The organism is Azorhizobium oxalatiphilum, from assembly GCF_014635325.1.
In the GTDB taxonomy this organism is placed as follows: Bacteria; Pseudomonadota; Alphaproteobacteria; order Rhizobiales; family Xanthobacteraceae; genus Azorhizobium; species Azorhizobium oxalatiphilum.
Genome location: NZ_BMCT01000008.1, coordinates 319133 through 338046 on the forward strand (window position 1 = coordinate 319133; position 18914 = coordinate 338046).

General features: G+C 66.2%; 14 protein-coding genes and 1 riboswitch. Of the genes, 9 read left to right on the forward strand and 5 right to left on the reverse strand.

The genetic code is table 11. From position 1 onward, the window contains the following. Positions 1–105 precede the first annotated feature (105 nt). The 6 genes from acnA (at position 106) to IEW24_RS23385 (ending at position 10826) form a co-directional block, all read left to right on the forward strand. On the forward strand, positions 106–2802 hold the full coding sequence (gene acnA / locus IEW24_RS23360; protein WP_280514993.1) for an aconitate hydratase AcnA: 2697 nt from the start codon (positions 106–108) through the stop codon (positions 2800–2802). 288 nt (positions 2803–3090) lie between these two features. Then, on the forward strand, positions 3091–3897 hold the full coding sequence (locus IEW24_RS23365) for a DUF1223 domain-containing protein (RefSeq protein ID WP_188583206.1): 807 nt from the start codon (positions 3091–3093) through the stop codon (positions 3895–3897). Between the two features lie 686 nt (positions 3898–4583). Continuing rightward, positions 4584–4958, forward strand: coding sequence for a DUF2794 domain-containing protein (locus tag IEW24_RS23370; protein ID WP_188583208.1), 375 nt, complete (start codon positions 4584–4586; stop codon positions 4956–4958). A gap of 109 nt (positions 4959–5067) precedes the next feature. Further along, positions 5068–8079 carry a DNA polymerase I gene (gene polA, locus IEW24_RS23375; protein WP_188583210.1) on the forward strand — a complete coding sequence of 1004 codons (3012 nt, stop codon included), beginning with the start codon at positions 5068–5070 and terminating at the stop codon, positions 8077–8079. A gap of 392 nt (positions 8080–8471) precedes the next feature. Continuing rightward, on the forward strand, positions 8472–9971 hold the full coding sequence (gene cysG / locus IEW24_RS23380; protein WP_244644625.1) for a siroheme synthase CysG: 1500 nt from the start codon (positions 8472–8474) through the stop codon (positions 9969–9971). Between the two features lie 42 nt (positions 9972–10013). Further along, complete coding sequence (locus IEW24_RS23385; RefSeq protein WP_188583212.1) at positions 10014–10826, forward strand: HesA/MoeB/ThiF family protein; 813 nt, start codon at positions 10014–10016, stop codon at positions 10824–10826. A 304-nt stretch (positions 10827–11130) separates the two neighbouring features. Here IEW24_RS23385 and IEW24_RS23390 read toward each other — a convergent pair whose 3' ends face one another. Continuing rightward, a complete protein-coding gene (locus IEW24_RS23390) occupies positions 11131–12132 on the reverse strand; it encodes a 2-hydroxyacid dehydrogenase (protein WP_188583214.1) in 1002 nt (333 codons plus the stop codon). 386 nt (positions 12133–12518) lie between these two features. Between IEW24_RS23390 and IEW24_RS23395 the strand changes: the two genes are divergently transcribed. After that, positions 12519–12998 (forward strand): SH3 domain-containing protein, encoded by a 480-nt coding sequence (locus IEW24_RS23395; RefSeq protein WP_244644634.1) that lies wholly within the window; start codon positions 12519–12521, stop codon positions 12996–12998. Between the two features lie 358 nt (positions 12999–13356). On the opposite strand, the gene IEW24_RS23400 is transcribed toward IEW24_RS23395, so the two are convergent. From IEW24_RS23400 to IEW24_RS23410, 3 genes are all read right to left on the reverse strand, one after another. Then, complete coding sequence (locus IEW24_RS23400; RefSeq protein ID WP_188583220.1) at positions 13357–13830, reverse strand: Ros/MucR family transcriptional regulator; 474 nt, start codon at positions 13828–13830, stop codon at positions 13357–13359. A 144-nt stretch (positions 13831–13974) separates the two neighbouring features. Next, positions 13975–14736 carry an ABC transporter permease gene (locus tag IEW24_RS23405; RefSeq protein WP_188583221.1) on the reverse strand — a complete coding sequence of 254 codons (762 nt, stop codon included), beginning with the start codon at positions 14734–14736 and terminating at the stop codon, positions 13975–13977. A 339-nt stretch (positions 14737–15075) separates the two neighbouring features. Then, the gene (locus tag IEW24_RS23410; protein ID WP_188583319.1) at positions 15076–16026 is read right to left on the reverse strand and encodes an ABC transporter ATP-binding protein; all 951 of its coding nucleotides are present in this window, start codon (positions 16024–16026) and stop codon (positions 15076–15078) included. 568 nt (positions 16027–16594) lie between these two features. On the opposite strand from IEW24_RS23410, the gene IEW24_RS23415 reads away from it, so the two are divergent. Both IEW24_RS23415 and crcB read left to right on the forward strand, forming a co-directional pair. Further along, entirely contained in the window at positions 16595–17386 is a 792-nt protein-coding gene (locus IEW24_RS23415) for a transporter substrate-binding domain-containing protein (protein ID WP_188583223.1), read from the forward strand. A gap of 108 nt (positions 17387–17494) precedes the next feature. Next, positions 17495–17562: riboswitch (Fluoride riboswitch) on the forward strand. Between the two features lie 57 nt (positions 17563–17619). Continuing rightward, complete coding sequence (crcB, locus tag IEW24_RS23420) at positions 17620–18051, forward strand: fluoride efflux transporter CrcB (RefSeq protein WP_188583225.1); 432 nt, start codon at positions 17620–17622, stop codon at positions 18049–18051. A gap of 54 nt (positions 18052–18105) precedes the next feature. Here crcB and IEW24_RS23425 read toward each other — a convergent pair whose 3' ends face one another. Beyond that, entirely contained in the window at positions 18106–18720 is a 615-nt protein-coding gene (locus IEW24_RS23425; protein ID WP_188583227.1) for an alpha/beta hydrolase, read from the reverse strand. Positions 18721–18914 lie beyond the last annotated feature (194 nt).

Genomic DNA, 18914 nt, shown 5'->3' on the forward strand with positions numbered 1-18914 from the left:
TGAACCGCACCGCCCATGGTGCAGGGGGGTGTCTGGCCCCGGGCCATCACCCCGTTCACCATGGCGTATCGCGTCGGTCGTTCATCGAACCGGAGAAAACGCGCCGTGACATCTCTCGACAGCTTCAAGTGCCGCACCACCCTGAACGTGGATGATCAGGAGTACGTCTACTACAACCTTGAAGCGGCTGAGCGAAACGGTCTTGCGGGTGTATCCCGCCTTCCCTTCTCCATGAAGGTGCTGCTGGAGAACCTGCTGCGCTTCGAGGACGGACGTTCCGTCACCAAGGAAGACGTCGCCTCCATCGCCGAATGGCTCACCACGCGCGGCAAGGCGGAGAAGGAAATCGCCTATCGCCCGGCCCGCGTGCTGATGCAGGACTTCACAGGCGTGCCGGCGGTGGTGGATCTGGCCGCCATGCGCGATGCCATGGTGAACCTCGGTGGTGATCCGGAGAAGATCAACCCGCTGGTCCCCGTTGATCTGGTGATCGACCACTCGGTGATCGTGAACTATTTCGGCGACCCCTCCGCCTTCGGCAAGAATGTGGAGGAGGAGTACAAGCAGAACCAGGAGCGCTACCGCTTCCTGAAGTGGGGCCAGAGCGCGTTCGACAACTTCCGCGTCGTGCCCCCCGGCACCGGCATCTGCCATCAGGTCAATCTCGAATACCTCGCCCAGACGGTGTGGACCCGCAAGGAAGAGCTGAACGGCAAGACCGTGACGGTCGCCTATCCGGACACGCTGGTCGGTACCGACAGCCACACCACCATGGTGAACGGCCTCGGCGTGCTGGGCTGGGGTGTGGGCGGCATCGAGGCGGAGGCGGCCATGCTCGGCCAGCCCATCTCCATGCTCGTGCCCGAGGTGATCGGCTTCAAGCTGTTCGGCAAGCTGAAGGAAGGCATCACCGCTACCGATCTGGTGCTCACCGTCACCCAGATGCTGCGCAAGAAGGGCGTGGTGGGCAAGTTCGTGGAGTTCTACGGCCCCGGCCTCGAACACCTCTCGCTCGCCGACCGCGCCACCATCGGCAACATGGCCCCGGAATACGGCGCCACCTGCGGCTTCTTCCCCGTGGACAGCGAGACCATCGCCTATCTGGACGAGACCGGCCGCGCTGATGATCGCGTGAAGCTGGTGGAAGCCTATTCCAAGGCGCAGGGCATGTGGCGCACGGCGGAGACGCTGGACCCGGTGTTCACCGACACGCTGGAGCTGGATCTCGGCACCGTGCTGCCGTCCATGGCGGGCCCGAAGCGCCCGCAGGACCGCGTGCTGCTCACCGACAGCAAGACCGGCTTCCTCTCGGCGCTCGAAGGCGAGTTCAAGAAGGCCGGCGAGGCGGAGAAGCGCGTGCCCGTGACGGGCGAGGACTACACGCTCGGCCATGGCGATGTGGTGATCGCCGCCATCACCTCCTGCACCAACACCTCCAACCCCTCGGTGCTGATCGCCGCCGGCCTTCTGGCCCGCAATGCGGTGAAGAAGGGGCTCACCCGCAAGCCGTGGGTGAAGTCCTCGCTGGCGCCCGGATCGCAGGTGGTGGAAGGCTATCTGACAGCCTCCGGCCTGCAGGCGGATCTCGATGCGCTCGGCTTCAATCTGGTGGGCTTCGGCTGCACCACCTGCATCGGTAATTCCGGCCCGCTGCCGGAGCCGATCTCGGAAGCCATCAATAAGAACGACCTCGTGGCCGGCGCCGTCATCTCCGGCAACCGCAACTTCGAGGGCCGCGTCAATCCGGACGTGAAGGCCAATTATCTCGCCTCCCCGCCGCTGGTGGTGGCCTATGCCATCGCCGGTTCGCTGCAGGTGGATCTCACCACCGAGCCGCTCGGCATCGGCTCGGACGGCCAGCCGGTCTATCTCAAGGACATCTGGCCCTCCAACAAGGAGGTCGCCGAATACATTCGCGAGAACGTCACCAAGGCGATGTTCAAGGAGAAGTATTCGGACGTGTTCAAGGGTGACGAACACTGGCAGAAGATCCAGGCGCCCACCGGCCAGACCTATGCCTGGCAGGATGCCTCCACCTATGTGCAGAACCCGCCTTACTTCGTCGGCATGACGAAGGAGCCGGAGCCGGTGAAGGACATCATCAGTGCCCGCATCATGGGCCTGTTCCTCGACAGCATCACCACCGACCACATCTCGCCCGCCGGTTCCATCAAGCAGGCGAGCCCGGCCGGCAAGTATCTGATCGAGCATCAGGTGCGCCCGGTGGACTTCAACCAGTACGGCACCCGTCGCGGCAATCACGAAGTGATGATGCGCGGCACCTTCGCCAACATCCGCATCAAGAACCAGATGGTTCCGGGCGTGGAAGGCGGCGTCACCGTCCATTATCCGGACGGCGTCGAGATGCCGATCTATGACGCGGCCATGCTCTACAAGAGCGAAGGCGTGCCGCTGGTGGTGTTCGCCGGCAAGGAATACGGCACCGGCTCCTCGCGTGACTGGGCGGCGAAGGGCACCAAGCTGCTCGGCGTGCGCGCCGTGGTGGCGCAGTCCTTCGAGCGCATCCATCGCTCGAACCTGGTGGGCATGGGCATCGTGCCGCTGGTCTTCAAGGACGGCGAGAGCTGGCAGACGCTGGGCCTGAAGGGCGATGAGATCGTCACCCTGAAGGGCATCGAGGGCGACCTCAAGCCGCGCCAGATGATGACCGCCGAGGTGAAGTTCGCTGACGGCACCGTGAAGAACGTGGAACTGCTCTGCCGCATCGATACGCTGGACGAGCTGGACTACTTCCGCAACGGCGGCATCCTGCCCTACGTGCTGCGTTCACTCGCGGCCTGAGGTTTCAAGAGGGCGGATGGTGGAGGCACCATCCGCCCTTTTTGCATCTTGCCTCCGGCGAGGGGGTTCGGGATTTCCCGGAAATGATTTCCTCATCCATTTTGTCGCAAATTGTCTCACCTTGAAGTGACTGGCTCTGTGGCCGTGCCGGGCCTATCCGTTGGCCTGACCACAGCCGTCACGGGTTCAGTCGCCCAAGGTCCGCTTCGGTTTTCCGTTCCGGTTTCTCGTCCGACTTTGCCCAAGGCTTTGTCTTACGTTGTTCTTTCAGGGTTTTGATTACCGCCCATGATCGCCGCGCCGCTGTTCCGTCTCTCCCTGCGCACCGTGCTGGCTCTCGCCATCGCCGGCCTCGCGGGCGTGCCGGCGATGGCGCAGGAGGCGGTGGTCAAGGTCGCCACGCAGTCCGCCGCGGAAGCGCCCAAGGACGTCATGCCCAAGGCGGTGGTGGAACTGTTCACCAGCCAGGGCTGCGCCTCCTGTCCGCCGGCCGATGCACTGCTGGGCGAGCTGGCCCGCGATCCCTCCGTGATCCCGCTCACCCTTGCGGTGGACTATTGGGATTACATCGGCTGGAAGGACACTCTGGCCCAGCACGGCCATTCCCAGCGCCAGCGCGCCTATGCGGACGTGCGCGGCGACCGCAAGATCTACACCCCCCAGATGGTGGTGGACGGCACGCAGGCCGCCATCGGTAGCGATCGGGCTGCGGTGGAGAAGGCCATGGTGAGCGCCAAGGCCGCCGGCGGCGCGCTCATGGTGCCGGTGCGCCTTGCCCGCGAGGGCGATGATCTGGTGGTGGATGTCAAAAGCCTCCAGCACGCGCCGGGTGCGGAAGTGTGGATCTGCCCGGTGATCCGCTCGCATACGGTGGCCATCGGCCGGGGCGAGAATGGCGGGCGCAACATCACCTATACCAATGTGGTGCGCGGCTGGGTCCGCGCCGGCACGTGGGATGGCGCTGCCGAGCGCTTCAAGGTGCCGGTGAACCAGCTGCGCCTCGATGGCGTGAATGCGGTGGTGGTGCTGCTCCAGTCCGGCACGTTTGCCGCCCCCGGCCCCATCCTCGGCGCCGCGACCCTGCCGCTGAACTGAGCGGGTTTTTCGGAGCCGGGCGACAGTCGGGCGCTTAGGCCTGCGCAACTGCCTTCCGTGTCAGCCGGTCCGCTCCACCTTCGCTGGGCCCTCACCAATCGTCATGGCCGGACTTGATCCGGCCATCCACGTCCCTCCGCCGGGAAGGCGGAAAGCCTCTGCGCGAACGGCGGCCGCATTCCCGGGCTCCGCACGATCCACTGTCGGCCTGACGTGGATGGCCGGATCAAGTCCGGCCATGACGATGTTCTGCAGTTACAGCATCGCCCCATCCGCCGGCCCAAAACGAAAAGAGCCTGTCCGCTGCGACCGCGAACAGGCTCGAATTCTCAAGATTTTTGGAGTGTAGCAGTGGCCGGTTCGCACCACCCCGGGGGGCTGGGGGGCTGGGATAGACCGGAGGGGCGGCGAACCGGCCCTGCTACGGGTCTGAAGATGATCCCGGCCCTTGTCGATGCCTTGACCGAATTCCGGCAAGACTGTGTTCGCGAGTGACGAGCGCGTGATTGGGGCCCCTGCCTGTCTGCCGGCCTTACGTTTCGGGTCCTGCATGCCGGTGCCCGCCTTTCGCACCGCCTTGTCCGGCAAGGCTCAAGCCTGCCCGCCGAGCCGGCTATGGAAAGTCCTTGAAAGCGGCCGGTCCTGCGGCGATCATTCCGTTTGAAACGTCTGCCACGGGAGGCCCGATGGGCGACATCGAACCTATACGGCGCGGCCCGGCGCCCCTTTCGCCTCACCCCACCCCTGCCGCAACCCCGGCACCCGCTCTGGTCCGTTTCGACCGGCGGGAACTCGACCGCATCCTCGATCTCTACGGCCGCATGGTCGCCGCCGGCGAATGGCGCGACTACGCCATCGACTTCCTGAAGGACAAGGCGGTGTTCTCCATCTTCCGCCGCTCCTTCGACGTGGCGCTCTACCGCATCGAGAAGGACCCCAAGCTCGCCCGCAGGCAGGGCGCCTATAGCGTGGTGTCGCAGACCGGGCTGATTCTGAAGCGCGGCCATGACCTGCCCCGTGTCATCGCCGTGCTGGAGAAGCCGCTGAAAGCCATCGGGTAGCCAAGCGCCCGCAAGGGTTGGGGCAAAGGGAGAACGCGGTTGTCCCCCGGCGGTGTTGTTTCCGGCCGGGCTGTCGGGCATCGTGCGCGCCATATCAACGGATGGCCCAATGTCTTCTGCACCCCGCCCGATCCAGCCCGGCGACCACGTGTTTCTGGTGGACGGCTCGTCCTTCGTGTTCCGCGCCTACTTCCAGTCCATCAATCAGGACCGGAAGTACAATTACCGCTCGGACCGCCTGCCCACCGGCGCGGTGCGGCTGTTCTGCACGAAGCTGTTCCAGTTCGTCCGCGACGGGGCGCTCGGCATCAAGCCGACCCATCTGGCCATCATCTTCGACAAGTCCGAGGACAGTTTCCGCAAGGAGCTGTACCCGCTCTACAAGGCCAACCGCTCCGATCCGCCGGACGATCTGATCCCCCAGTTCCCGCTCATGCGCGAGGCGGTCAAGGCGTTCGGCGTGATCCCCGTGGAGCAGGCCCGCTACGAGGCGGACGATCTCATCGCCACTTATGCCAAACAGGCGCAGGCGGCGGGCGCGGACGTGCTCATCGTCTCCGCCGACAAGGATCTGATGCAGCTCATCGGCGACCGGGTGGCCATGTATGACCCGGCCTCCGGCGAGCAGGGCGGGCGCGGCTCGCGGCCCGAGCGGCGCATCGGCGTGCCCGAGGTGGAGGAATATTTCGGCGTCGGCCCCGACAAGGTGGTGGACGTGCAGGCGCTGGCCGGCGACTCGACCGACAACGTGCCCGGCGTGCCCGGCATCGGCATCAAGACCGCCGCCATGCTCATCAACGAATATGGCGACCTCGACACGCTTCTCGCCCGCGCCGGCGAGATCAAGCAGGTGAAGCGGCGGGAATCCCTGCTCGACCCGGAGAATGTCGAGAAGGCGAAGATCTCGCGCGAGCTGGTGAAGCTGGTCACGGATGTCGCCGTGGAAGTTCCGCTGCACGATCTCGTGCTGGAAGACCCGGACGGCAAGCGCCTGATCGCCTTCCTCAAGGCCATGGAATTCACCACCATCGTGCGCCGCGCGGCGGAAGCCTTTTCCGTCGAGGCTGCCGCCATCGAGCCCGATCCGCGCCTTGCCGTCTCCGGTACGGGCGAGCTGTTCGCCGGCCAGAGCACGCCGGTGGCCGGGGGAGCCGCCGCGCCTGAAGCCGATGGCGAAGCATCGGCGGCTGCCGCTCCCGCGCCGAGCGGCCGGCCCAGCGTGATGAACCCGGCGGACCTTGCCGCCGCCCGCGCGCAGGAGGCCCGCGCCACCAAGGTGGACCGGGCCGCCTATGCCATGCTCACCACCAGGGCCGAGCTGGAAAAATGGTGCGCCAAGGCGCGCGAGCAGGGCGTCGTCGCCTTCGACACCGAGACCACCGGGCTCGATCCCCTGCAGGCGGAGCTGGTGGGCGTCTCGCTGGCGCTGGCGCCGAACGAGGCCTGCTACATCCCGCTGCGCCATATCGGCGCCGCCGATCTGTTCAGCGAGGGGCTGCTGCCGGACCAGATCCCCTTCAACGACGCGCTCGCGGTCCTGAAAGAGCTGCTGGAAGACGCGGGCACGCTGAAGATCGGCCACAACGTCAAATATGACGCTGCCATCCTCGCCCGCCACGGCATCATTGTCGGCCCGTTCGACTGCACCATGTGCATGTCCTATGCGCTGGATGCCGGGCGCGGCGGCCATGGCATGGACGAGCTGTCGGTCAAATATCTCGGCCACACGCCGATCCCGTTCACGGACGTGGCCGGCAAGGGCAAGAGCCAGATCACCTTCGACCGGGTGCCGCTGGAGGCCGCCACCTCCTATGCGGCCGAGGATGCGGACGTGACCTTCCGCCTGTGGCGTGTGCTGAAGCCCCGCCTGCCGGCGGATGGCATGACCACCGTCTATGAGACGCTGGAGCGCCCGCTCATCTCCGTGCTCACCCGCATGGAAGGGCGCGGCATCTCCATCGACCGCGCCACGCTGGCGCGCCTGTCCTCGGAGTTCGCGCAGGGCGCGGCCCGGCTGGAAGACGAGATTTCGGAGCTGGCCGGCGAGAAGATCAACGTCGGCTCGCCCAAGCAGATCGGTGATCTGCTGTTCGGCAAGATGGGCCTGAAGGGCGGCACCAAGACCCCCACGGGGGCCTGGTCCACCAAGGCGAACGTGCTGGACGAGCTGGCGGAAGAAGGCTTCGAGCTGCCGCAGAAGATCCTGAACTGGCGCCAGCTCTCCAAGCTCCGTTCCACCTATACGGACGCGCTGCCCGCTTATGTGAATCCCACCAGTCAGCGGGTTCACACCTCCTATGCGCTGGCGGCCACCACCACCGGGCGGCTGTCCTCCTCCGAGCCTAACCTCCAGAACATCCCGATCCGCACCGAGGAAGGCCGTCGCATCCGCCGCGCCTTCGTCGCCGTGCCCGGCACCAAGCTGGTGTCGGCGGACTATTCGCAGATCGAGCTGCGGCTGCTGGCCGAGATCGCCGAAATCCCCTCGCTGCGGCAGGCGTTCCAGGATGGCATCGACATCCACGCCATGACCGCCTCCGAGATGTTCGGCGTGCCGGTGGAAGGCATGCCCTCCGAGGTGCGCCGCCGGGCGAAGGCCATCAATTTCGGCATCATCTACGGCATCTCGGCCTTCGGCCTCGCCAACCAGCTCAGCATTCCGCGCGACGAGGCGGGTGCCTACATCAAGCGTTACTTCGAGCGCTTCCCCGGCATCCGGGCCTATATGGACGAGACCAAGGCCTATTGCCGCGAGCATGGCTATGTGGAGACGCTGTTCGGCCGGCGCTGCCACTATCCGGACATCGCCGCCTCCAACCCCTCCATCCGCGCCTTCAACGAGCGCGCGGCCATCAATGCGCGGCTTCAGGGCACGGCGGCGGACATCATCCGCCGCGCCATGATCCGCATGGAGGATGCGCTCGCCGAGGCGAAGCTGAACGCCCGCATGCTGCTTCAGGTGCACGATGAACTGGTGTTCGAGGTGCCCGACGCCGAGGTGGAGGCGACGCTGCCCGTGGTGCGCCACGTGATGGAGACTGCGGCGCTGCCGGCGGTGAAGCTCGCCGTGCCGCTTCAGGTGGAAGCCGCCGCCGCCGACAATTGGGAAGAGGCGCACTAAGGGGCAGCCTTCAAGATGGCTCCTCTCCACTCGTCATGGCCGGGCTTGACCCGGCCATCCACGTCCCGCGGCTGGGAGGACGTGTGGATGAAAGGCGCGAGCGGTCGGGGCATGCGGCTGAGTTGGCGGTCCACTGTCGGCCTGACGTGGATGCCCGGGTCAAGCCCGGGCATGACGAGGTTTTGCTGCATCGGGGCCGCTTTAAGTGTACGCGCTTTTGGCAAATATGTTCCGTGAAATAACGGAACATCATCCCATTCCTGTTGAATAGCCGGAAAACTTCCGCCATATGACGGAGACGCCCCTGCGCGCGCCTTGACCCATTCCCCTTGGCAAGCGATGCGTGCGGGAGGACAATTCACTTTGTACCGCGTCCAAGGAAAGACCGTGCCATGAGTGCCGCTTCCACCCCCCAGCCCGAGGATCGCGCCCCGCGCGTGCGGGAGGGCGGGCGCATGGAGAAACTGGCGCGGCTGCCGGTCTTCTTCGGCCTGCATGGTCGCCGCGTGCTGGTGGCCGGCGGCAGCGAGGCGGCGGTGTGGAAGGCGGAACTGCTCTCCGCCGCAGGCGCGCGGGTGGAAGTCATCGCCCCCGAGATCTGCGAGGGCATGTGGCATCTGGCCGGCTCCGCGCCGGACGGGCACATCGCCATCCACAAGCGCCCGTGGAGCGCCGAGGATCTGGAAGGCGCGGCGCTGGCCATCGGCGATGCCGAGACCGACGAGCAGGCCGCATGGTTCGCCGCCGCTGCCCGCGCGGCGGGCGTGCCGGTGAACGTCATCGACAAGCCGGCCCATTGCGATTTCGCCTTCGGCGCCATCGTCAACCGTTCGCCCCTCGTGGTGGGCATCTCCACCGACGGGGCCGCTCCCGTGTTCGGGCAGGCCATCCGCGCCAAGATCGAGGCGCTGCTGCCGCAGGGTTTCCGGGCGTGGGCGCAGGCGGCACAGGTGTGGCGCGGCACGGTGTCGGCGCTCGGCCTCTCGTTCCAGAACCGCCGCCGCTTCTGGGAGGGCTTTGCCGCCAGAGCCATGGCCGAGCCCAACCGCCAGCCCGATGAGGCCGACCGCGCCGCGCTGCTGGCCGAGGTGGAAGCCGCTTCTGGCGCGCCCGACGTGGGTTCCGTGGTGCTGGTGGGAGCGGGGCCGGGCGATCCGGAACTCCTCACGCTGAAGGCCGTGCGCGCGCTCCAGAGCGCCGACGTGGTGCTCTATGACGATCTGGTCTCCGAGGCGGTGCTGGATTTCGCCCGCCGCGAGGCGAAGAAGATGCTGGTGGGCAAGACCGGCTACGGCCCCTCCTGCAAGCAGGACGACATCAACGCCCTCATGGTGCAGCTCGCCCGCGAGGGCCGCCGGGTGGTGCGCCTGAAGGGCGGCGAGGCCATGATCTTCGGCCGCGCCGGCGAGGAGATCGCCGCCTGCCATGCGGCCGGCGTGCGGGTGGAGGTGGTGCCCGGCATTTCGGCCCCGCAGGGCGCGGCGAGCCGGCTGGTGGCGTCCCTCACCCATCGCGACCATGCCCGCCGGCTGCAATTCGTCACCGCCCATGCCCGCGATGGCAAGCTGCCGCGCGACCTCGATTTCAAGGCGCTGGCCGACAGGACCGCCACCACCGTGGTCTACATGCCCCGCCGCACTTTGCCGGACCTTCTGGCCGAGCTGACCGCCGCCGGCATCGACGCCGCAACCCCTGCGGTGGCGGTGTTCTCGGTGACGCGGGCGGACGAGCAGGTGGTGTGGGCGACGGTGGCCGGCCTGCCCGAGGCGGTGGCCGCCGCCGTGGACGAGGGGGCGACGGGGCCGTGCCTCGTCATCTATGGCCATGCCTTGTCTGCTGCCGAGGGGGCGAAGGCTCTTCTTGCACCCGAGGCTCGCACGGCCCAGATGTGAGGGGCGCGCCCGGTCGCGGGCGCCTCAGGATTTAAGAGTGATATGGCCTTCTCGCCCGAAGAGATCGAACGCTACGCCCGCCACATCGTGCTGCATGACGTGGGTGGCCCCGGCCAGCAGAAGCTGAAGAAGGCCTCCGTGCTGGTGGTGGGTGCCGGCGGTCTCGGCGCGCCGGCGCTGCTCTATCTGGCGGCGGCGGGCGTGGGCCGGCTGATCGTGGTGGATGACGACGAGGTCTCGCTCTCCAACCTCCAGCGGCAGGTGATCCACCGCACGCCGGACATCGGCCGCCCGAAGACCGACAGCGCCCGTGACGCCGTGGAAGCGCTCAACCCGCATGTGGAGGTGGAGACGCACGCCGTGCGCCTCACCCCCGACAATGCGCTCGATCTCATCTCCCGCGCCGACGTGGTGCTGGATGGCTCGGACAATTTCTCCACCCGCTATCTGGTGTCGGACGCCTGCGTGCTGGCGAAGAAGACGCTTGTCACTGCCGCGCTCGGCACCTTCGACGCCACGCTGACCACCATCCGCGCTCATGAGACGGGACCGGACGGCGAGCCGAACCCCACCTATCGCTGCCTGTTCCCGGAAGCCCCGCCGCCCGGCATGGTGCCGGCCTGCGCGGAGGCGGGGGTGCTTGGGGCTCTGGCGGGCATCGCCGGTTCCATGGCGGCGCTGGAGGCCATCCGCGCCATCGTCGGCTTCGGCGAGGGGCTGGTGGGCAAGCTGCTGATGATGGACGCCCGCTCCATGCGTTTCGAGACGCTGAGCTACGGCTGGGACGCGGACAATCCGCTCACCGGCACGGCGGCGCGCATCACCGATCTGTCGGAGCATGTGAAGGCGGCGTAAGCGCTGCCGGTCTTCGGGAACGCCCTCTCCGCCCTGAACGACATGTCCCCTCTCCCGCCTGCGGGGGAGGGCTAGGGAGGGGGCAGGGCGGGCGGAAAGGGAAGGTCACGCCCTATGGCTCGTCATGGCCGGGCTTGACGAATGGATGGGGTGTGCGGGTGTTTGAAACTTCGCCGCCAAGAGGCTGCATATCCGACTGACCGCTGCTCAACGGAACCCGTCCCCGCGCTGCGCGCGGCCCCCTCCCCAACCCTCCCCCGCAAGCGGGAGAGGGGGCAGGGTGCGCTTGCGGAGCAGTCCGTCCTCACAGCATGGACGGCAGAACGCGATCCGGCGGACGGTGGCCGTCCATGAAGGTCTTGATGTTCACGATCACCTTCTCGCCCATGTCCACGCGGCCTTCCAGCGTGGCCGAGCCCATGTGCGGCAGCAGAACCACCTTGCCCTGACGGGCGAGGCGCAGCAGCTTCGGGTTCACCGCCGGCTCCTGCTCGAACACGTCGAGGCCCGCGCCGGCCAGCTCGCCGGCTTCCAGCATGCGGGTCAGCGCATTCTCGTCGATCACCTCGCCGCGCGCCGTGTTCACCACATAGGCCTCGCGCTTCATCAGCTTGAGGCGGCGGGCGGACAGCAGGTGGAAGGTGGCCGGCGTGTGCGGGCAGTTCACCGACACGATGTCCATGCGGGCCAGCATCTGGTCGAGGCTGTCCCAATAGGTGGCTTCCAGCGCCTCTTCCACCGCGCCCGGCAGCGGGCGGCGGTTGTGATAGTGGATCTGCAGGCCGAAGGCGCGGGCGCGGCGCGCCACCGCCTGACCGATGCGGCCCATGCCGATGATGCCGAGGCGCTTGCCCCAGATCCGCCGGCCCAGCATCCAGGTGGGCGACCAGCCGGACCAGTCGTCCTGCTCGCCGAGCAGCACCTGCGAGCCTTCCGCCAGACGGCGCGGCACGGAGAGGATCAGCGCCATGGTCATGTCGGCGGTGTCCTCGGTGAGGACGCCGGGGGTGTTGGTAACGGTAATGCCGCGCGCCAGGGCGCTGGCCACATCGATGTGATCGACGCCGTTCGAGAAGCTGGCGATGAGGCGCAGATTCTCGCCGGCCTGCGAGAGCACCGCATTGTCGATGCGGTCGGTGAGGGTGGGCACCAGCACGTCGGCCCGTTTCACCGCCTCCACGAGGGCGGCCTGGTCCATGGGGATGTCGTCATGATTGAGCTGTGCATCGAACAGCTCCCGCATGCGGGTTTCCACCGTGTCCGGCAGCTTGCGCGTGACGACGACGAGTGGCTTGCGACGCGCCATGTGTTTCCCCGTTGCCCGTTATTAACCTTATGGTTCCGTCCTAGCAGAGGAAGGGGCAAAGACAAAGAGCGGCTAGAAACCGCGCCTCGCGGACGGCCTGCGATCGGCATGGGATGCTCCTGCGTCACTCTTGACGGGCCGCCCGGCGGGGGGCACTTCAGGGGCCTGCGAGGGGGAGAGGCCATCACCTGCCCGCGGTAAAATAATCTCCATTAAATCTTTGGATGCGGTTTGCGGTCCATAAGGGCCCAAAGCTGCATCGGCGGGACAAGGCTGTCCCGCAGGGATTGTGACGCGCGGGCGCGAAAGGACGATCAGACATGAGCATGACGTGGCGGCATCTCTTCCGGGCGCGGGTGGCGACCATGGCGCTGCTCGTGGCGGCGATGCTCCCGCTGGCCCCGGCCGCGCGCGCCGCGGACGAGGACAAGGCCACCGGAACCGGCCTGCCGGTGCCGCGCTTCGTGTCGCTGAAGGCGGATCGCGTGAATGTGCGCAACGGTCCCAACCGCGATCAGGACGTGGCCTGGATCTTCACCCGCGCCGGACTGCCGGTGGAGATCACCGCCGAGTTCGAGACCTGGCGGCGCATCCGCGACGCGGACGGTTCGGAGGGCTGGGTCTATCACTCCATGCTGTCGGGCCGGCGCACCGCGCTGGTGACGCCCTGGACCAAGGGCGCCCCGGTGACGCTGCGGGAGAAGCCCGAGGCGGAATCCCGCGCCGTGGCGCGGCTGGAGCCGAGCGTGCTGGGCGTGGTGAAGTCCTGCGACGGCAAGTGGTGCCGCATCACGGGCGAGGGCTATGACGGCTACGTGGAGCAGGGCAAGCTCTGGGGCGTCTATCCCAACGAGAAGGTGGACTGAGCGCCGCTTTCCCTTCCGTCGGTCCGCACCGTCGTTTTCCCTTCCGTCGTTTTCCCTTCCATCGCTTTCCCTGCCGCTTCCGCGCGGCCATTGCCTGACGGCGATGGCCGGCCTTTGCGCACATCAGTCCCCGGAATGATCGCGGCCCGCCTGCGCGGGCCGCGTCGGTGCGCCGCGCGGCAGGGCCGCGCAGGGCGGGGCGGACGCGTGCCCTGTTTCCATCATGCGGAAGATGCGCGTCGTGATCGGCGCATAAAAAAACGGATGCGCTGGGGGGCGCATCCGTTGTCGTCATGATCGGCTGATCAGGTTTGCAGCCGGGCCCGGGGACCGGATCCGGCCTGCGTTACGCCCTGGATCACGCCTTCTTGGCGCGGGGAGCGCGGGCCTTGCGGGCCGGCTCCTTGGCCGCAGGCGCTTCCGCCGGCTTGGCGCGGCCGAGACCGATTTCCTTCGCCATGGCGGAACGGGTCTGGGCGTAGTTCGGAGCAACCATCGGATAGTCGTAAGGCAGGTCCCACTTCTTCCGGTACTCGTCCGGCGTGAGGCCATGCTTGGACATCAGGTGGCGCTTGAGCGACTTGAACTTCTGTCCGTTCTCCAGACAGATGAGGTAGTCGGGTGTGATCGAGCGTTTCACGCTCACCGCCGGGACGAGCTGCTTGGGAGCCGCTTCGACGACCGGCTGCGTGCCGAGACTGGCAAGCGCCGCATGGACAGCCTTGATCAGGTTCGGCAGCTCGGCGGAGCTGATGCTGTTGTGGGCAACGAACGCGCTGACGATCTGCGCCGCGTTCTCTGCCAGGAAGTCGTTCGAATCTTGATCGTCCAAGGTCAGTCCTCCGATAATACAGGTTTATTGCAGCAGACCGACGATTTGATCAAGCGGTCACAGCAACGAAAATTCTTCCAAATCGGATTTTCGCACCGCGATGCAATAGAACGCGCTACCATACAAGGCAGAGATGGGGCGACTTTATGTCTTCATTCGGTATCCGGTTTTGAAAATCCAGACGACGGCCCCCAGGCACAGCGCCAGGAACATGAGTGTCATCGCCAGGCTCAGTCCCACACTGACATCGGAAGCCCCAAAAAAGCTCCATCGGAAGCAACTAATAAGGTAGACAACTGGATTGAACAAACTCACCGTGCGCCAGAACGGCGGAAGCATGTCGATCGAGTAGAAGCTGCCACCCAGAAACGTGAGCGGAGTCACGATCAGCAGGGGAATCAGCTGTAATTTCTCGAAGCTGTCCGCCCAAATACCGATGACAAATCCGAACAGGCTGAATGTCGCCGAGGTGAGAATCAGGAAGCCGAGCATCCAGACCGGGTGTTCCACGTGCAGTTCGACGAAAAATGACGCCGTGGCGAGGGTGATGACGCCCAGAATCACCGATTTGGTGGCCGCCGCCCCTACGTAACCCATGACGATCTCCATCGCCGAAAGGGGCGCGGAAAGTATTTCGTATATGGTGCCGATGAAGCGGGGGAAGTAGATGGCGAACGACGCATTGGCGATGCTCTGCGTCAAGAGGCTCAGCATGATGAGCCCTGGAACGATAAAGGTGCCGTAGCTCACCTCGTTGATCTCGCCCATATGGCCACCGATGGCCGAGCCGAACACAACGAAGTAGAGCGATGTGGACAAAACGGGCGAGACCACGCTCTGCAGCAGCGTGCGCCGCATGCGGGCCATTTCGAACAGATAGATCGCGCGGATGGCGTGCAGGTTCATGAGGGTCTCCTCGGGGGCCTCCTTGGGCGCCTTCGGGCGGCAACAGCGGGGCGGTTGGCCGCAGGCGGAGCAGGAGGCTGTGACAGGACGTCTGTGGACGGAGCGTCGGGCGTGGATCGGCGTCGGTGTCAGGCGTCGGAACGCAGAGAGCGTTCTCGAGGCGGATTCGCAGTCCGGATGAATTCAATCTGAACTGACCCGTCTCCGGAGACGGGTTGTTCTAGAGCGCTCCCGTGTTTGATGGAAACACTGGAACACTCCAGCGCATTGATGGAGACTGTCTTGCCGCCTGGATTGCAAAGCAGTCAAAGCCGGACATGCTCCAAGGCCGGACATGCTCTAGGCGTCGGCATGGACCAGGCCGACGAAGATTTCCTCCAGCGAGCTCTGGCGTGTGTCGAGATCGGTGAAGTCGATCCCCGCCGCGGCCAGCTCCCGCAGCACCGGCGCGATGGAGGCGGGGGCCGCCGCGTCGCTCCCGCCATCGGGCGTGGCGGACGTATAGGTGTAGACCAGCCGCAGCCCGTCCTCCGACAGGGTGAGCGGATGGGCGGCAAGGGCCGGCGGGATCGCCGCCAGCGGCCGGGCGAGATGCAGGGTCAGTTCCTTGCGGCCCAGCGTGCGCATCAGATCCTGCTTGCGCTCGACCAGGATCAGCTCGCCCTTGCGGATCACGCCGATCCGATCCGCCATTTCCTCGGCTTCCTCGAGATAATGGGTGGTCAGGATGATGGTGACGCCGGTATCGCGCAGTTCGCGAATCACGCGCCACATGTCGCGGCGCAGCTCCACGTCCACGCCGGCGGTGGGTTCGTCCAGGAACAGGATCTGCGGTTCGTGGGAAAGCGCCTTGGCGATCATCACCCGGCGCTTCATGCCGCCGGAGAGCGTCATGATCTTGCTGTCGCGCTTCTCCCACAGGGAGAGATCGCGCAGCACCTTTTCCACCAGCGCCGGATTGGCGGGCTTGCCGAACAGGCCCCGGCTGAGGCGCACGGTGGCGAGCACCGTCTCGAAGGCGTCGGTGGTCAGCTCCTGCGGCACCAGGCCGATGAGGCTGCGGGCGGGCCGCCAGTCACGCACAATGTCGTGACCTCCCGCCGAAATGGTGCCCGCGCTCGGTCGCACGAGGCCGCAGATGATGGAGATCAGGGTCGTCTTGCCGGCGCCGTTGGGGCCGAGCAGCGCGAAGATCTCGCCACGCTGGATGTCGAGTGAGACGTCCTTGAGCGCGGAATGACCCGTGGCGTAGGTCTTGGATACGCCGCGAAGGGACAGGATCGATTGCATGGGGAGGGTATACCCCTTCTTGCCCGGCATGGGCATTTTCCGAGCAGTAAAATTGCTGGCTATGGAATTGACGGCACCTGAAAGCAGTCAAATTTTTTGACCTGCCTCAAACATGGACACCACGCTCGCGCAAGGTGAGCGTTTTATGACCCCTATCCGGCTCCTCGAGCCGCGGCGCCACGACCCCCCGGGCGTCGGGGTCGGCCCTGGCATGCGGGTGCCGGGGCCGACCCACAATTCTCGGCAGGCCAAGGGCCGCCGTGCCCTTTGTGGGTCGCCCCCGGTACGTGTTCCGAATTGCATTGAAATACAACGCTTTTCGCCGCTTGCGGCAGGCGCTTTGTGGCGTCTTGTCGTGCCGCTGTGCCGTACGTTGGTGCCGTCAATTGCTTGCGTTTGATTGCAAATACCTCTCAGGCCATCTGGTCTGCCGGCGTGGCGGGTGCGAGAGTCCGCATGTGCAAGTCCTGCGTGCGGCGCGGCATGATTCCTGCATACGGTGCGACCCGCTGTCCCATCGGCAGCGCGCCGGCTTGCAAGACGGCATGTTCATTTCAGGAGAAGTCCCATGGATCGCCGGTCCGTTCTGTCCCTGCTCTCTGTTGCGGTGGTCTTCGGCCTCGCCGCGCCGGCCGCGCAGGCGGCGGATGCGCTTGAAACCATCATGTCGCGCAAGACGATCCGCATCGCCATTCCCACCGATTATCCGCCCTATGGCTTCGTGGGTCCGGACCTGAAGCCGCAGGGTCTCGACATCTCCATGGCCGAGCTGATCGGCCAGAAGATGGGCGTGAAGGTGGAGCTGGTGCCCGTCACCAGCGCCAATCGCATTCCCTATCTGCAGACCAACAAGGCGGATCTGGTCATCTCCACGCTGGGCAAGAATGCCGAGCGCGAGAAGGTGCTCGATTTCTCCTATGCCTATGCGCCCTTCTTCCAGGCGGTGTTCGGCGGCAAGGCGGTGGCGGTCAAATCGGCTGCCGACATGGCCGGCAAGTCTGTCGCGGTGACGCGCGGCGCCATGGAGGACCAGGAGCTGGAGAAGATCACGCCGCCCGGCGTCATCGTGAAGCGCTATGAGGACAATGCCGCCACCGCTGCCGCTTATGTGGCCGGCCAGACGGACCTCGTGGCCATTTCCTCGGCGGCCGGCGGCACCATCATGATGAAGCAGCCGCAGACCAACACCGAGTTCAAGTTCCTGATCAAGGATTCGCCCTGCTTCATCGGCATCGCCAAGGGCGAGGACAAGCTGCGCGAGAAGGTCAACGAGATCATCGTCGCCGCCAAGAAGGACGGCACGCTGGATGCCATGTCCAAGAAGTGGCTGGGCCGCGAGGCAGGCGACCTGCCGCAGTGAACGGCATCTGACTTTATCTGAAGCACAAGGCCGCCCGGCGCGAAGCTCCGGGCGGCCTTTCTTCTGATGTGGGCCGAATTGTCCTTGCCGCCGGCCTGCGCTAGACATCGGCCCGATGGGGATGGGAGTTCCCCCGAAACCGCCCGCTCATCCGGGCTGATGACTCCTACCGCGACAAACCGCGGTGGGAGTGCGTCCAGCGTCCCGCCGCTCTTGGATGGAGACGGGACGGGATGACTTTCACAAGTTGCATCGTGGTGGTGATCGGCGGCGCGCTCGGCACGCTGCTGCGCTATGGCATTTCCGTATGGGCGCTGCCCATCAGCCGGCATCTGCCGTGGGGCACCATCCTCATCAATGTCACCGGCTCGTTCGTGATCGGCCTGTTCGGCACGCTGACCCTCGCCCACGGCCGCTTTCCCGCGCCGGAGAACGTGCGGCTGTTCGTGATGATCGGCCTGTGCGGCGGCTACACCACCTTCTCCTCCTTCAGCCTTCAGACGCTCGATCTGCTGCGCGGCGGCGCCATGGGTCGCGCCGCGCTGAACATCGGCGCCTCCGTCCTGCTGTGCATCGCTGCCGTGGCGGTGGGCCACGTGCTTGCCGCCCGCATCAATGGCGGGGCGGTTCAGGTGGCGCAGATCGCCATCGAGGAGGAAGGGTAGGGGCGACAGGCCGGAGAGGGCGAGCCTTTCGGCCCGCCCTCTCCGTGTCCGTTGTCACCGCTGCGCCAGCCATGCCTGTGCCAGCGTCAGGTCGCCCTGCGAGAGGCCGTGGCCCACGGGCAGCACCTTGTGGGTGAGCGCCGCGCCCATGAGGGTGAGGTCGGCGGCAAGGCGCGCGGCATTGGCTTCCGGCACGATGGGGTCCATGGCACCGGAGAGCAGCAGCACGGGCTTGCCGGCGAGGTTGGCCTTCGGCATGTCCTTCAGCGGCACCATGGCGCGGATCAGCACCGCGCCGGCCAGCGCGTCGGGGATCAGTTCCAGCAGCGCGGCGGCGATGTTCGCGCCGTTGGAGAAGCCGAGCGCGACAGGGGCGGGCAGGTCATAGCGGGCCCGCGCCGCCGCGATGAAGGCGGCCAGTTCCTCCGCCCGACGGCGCACGTCGGCCTCGTCGAACACGCCTTCCGCGAGGCGGCGGAAGAAGCGCGGCATGCCGCCTTCCAGCACGTTTCCGCGCGGAGACAGGAGCGCAGCTCCCGGCGCGACGGCCTGTCCGAGGGGAATGAGGTCGTTCTCGTCGCCGCCGGTGCCGTGCAGCAGCAGCAGCGGGGGCTTGCCGGGGACGTCGGCCGGAATGAAGCGATGGATGTAGGTGAGTTCGTCGAGCATGACACCCTCCGTTCAGGGGCAAGGGGAAGCCGTTCCCGTCGGCGGTGTGCCGGCGGGTTGAGGAAGCGGATAGAGGCGCGTGAGTGCGGGCGGTGTGCTAGAGCGTTTCCTTGTTTCTCGGAAACAGTGAAACGTTCCAACTCATTGGTATATAACGTCTTTCGGCTTGGATTGCGGAGCAGTCAAAGCCGGGC

Bases quoted from the DNA above. Each gene is read 5' to 3' on its own strand.
- IEW24_RS23365 (WP_188583206.1), top strand. From the start codon at position 3,091: ATGATCGCCGCGCCGCTGTTCCGTCTCTCCCTGCGCACCGTGCTGGCT.
- IEW24_RS23370 (WP_188583208.1), top strand. From the start codon at position 4,584: ATGGGCGACATCGAACCTATACGGCGCGGCCCGGCGCCCCTTTCGCCT.
- polA (WP_188583210.1), top strand. From the start codon at position 5,068: ATGTCTTCTGCACCCCGCCCGATCCAGCCCGGCGACCACGTGTTTCTG.
- cysG (WP_244644625.1), top strand. From the start codon at position 8,472: ATGAGTGCCGCTTCCACCCCCCAGCCCGAGGATCGCGCCCCGCGCGTG.
- IEW24_RS23385 (WP_188583212.1), top strand. From the start codon at position 10,014: ATGGCCTTCTCGCCCGAAGAGATCGAACGCTACGCCCGCCACATCGTG.
- IEW24_RS23390 (WP_188583214.1), bottom strand. From the start codon at position 12,132: ATGGCGCGTCGCAAGCCACTCGTCGTCGTCACGCGCAAGCTGCCGGAC.
- IEW24_RS23395 (WP_244644634.1), top strand. From the start codon at position 12,519: ATGCTCCCGCTGGCCCCGGCCGCGCGCGCCGCGGACGAGGACAAGGCC.
- IEW24_RS23405 (WP_188583221.1), bottom strand. From the start codon at position 14,736: ATGAACCTGCACGCCATCCGCGCGATCTATCTGTTCGAAATGGCCCGC.
- IEW24_RS23410 (WP_188583319.1), bottom strand. From the start codon at position 16,026: ATGCAATCGATCCTGTCCCTTCGCGGCGTATCCAAGACCTACGCCACG.
- IEW24_RS23415 (WP_188583223.1), top strand. From the start codon at position 16,595: ATGGATCGCCGGTCCGTTCTGTCCCTGCTCTCTGTTGCGGTGGTCTTC.
- crcB (WP_188583225.1), top strand. From the start codon at position 17,620: ATGACTTTCACAAGTTGCATCGTGGTGGTGATCGGCGGCGCGCTCGGC.
- IEW24_RS23425 (WP_188583227.1), bottom strand. From the start codon at position 18,720: ATGCTCGACGAACTCACCTACATCCATCGCTTCATTCCGGCCGACGTC.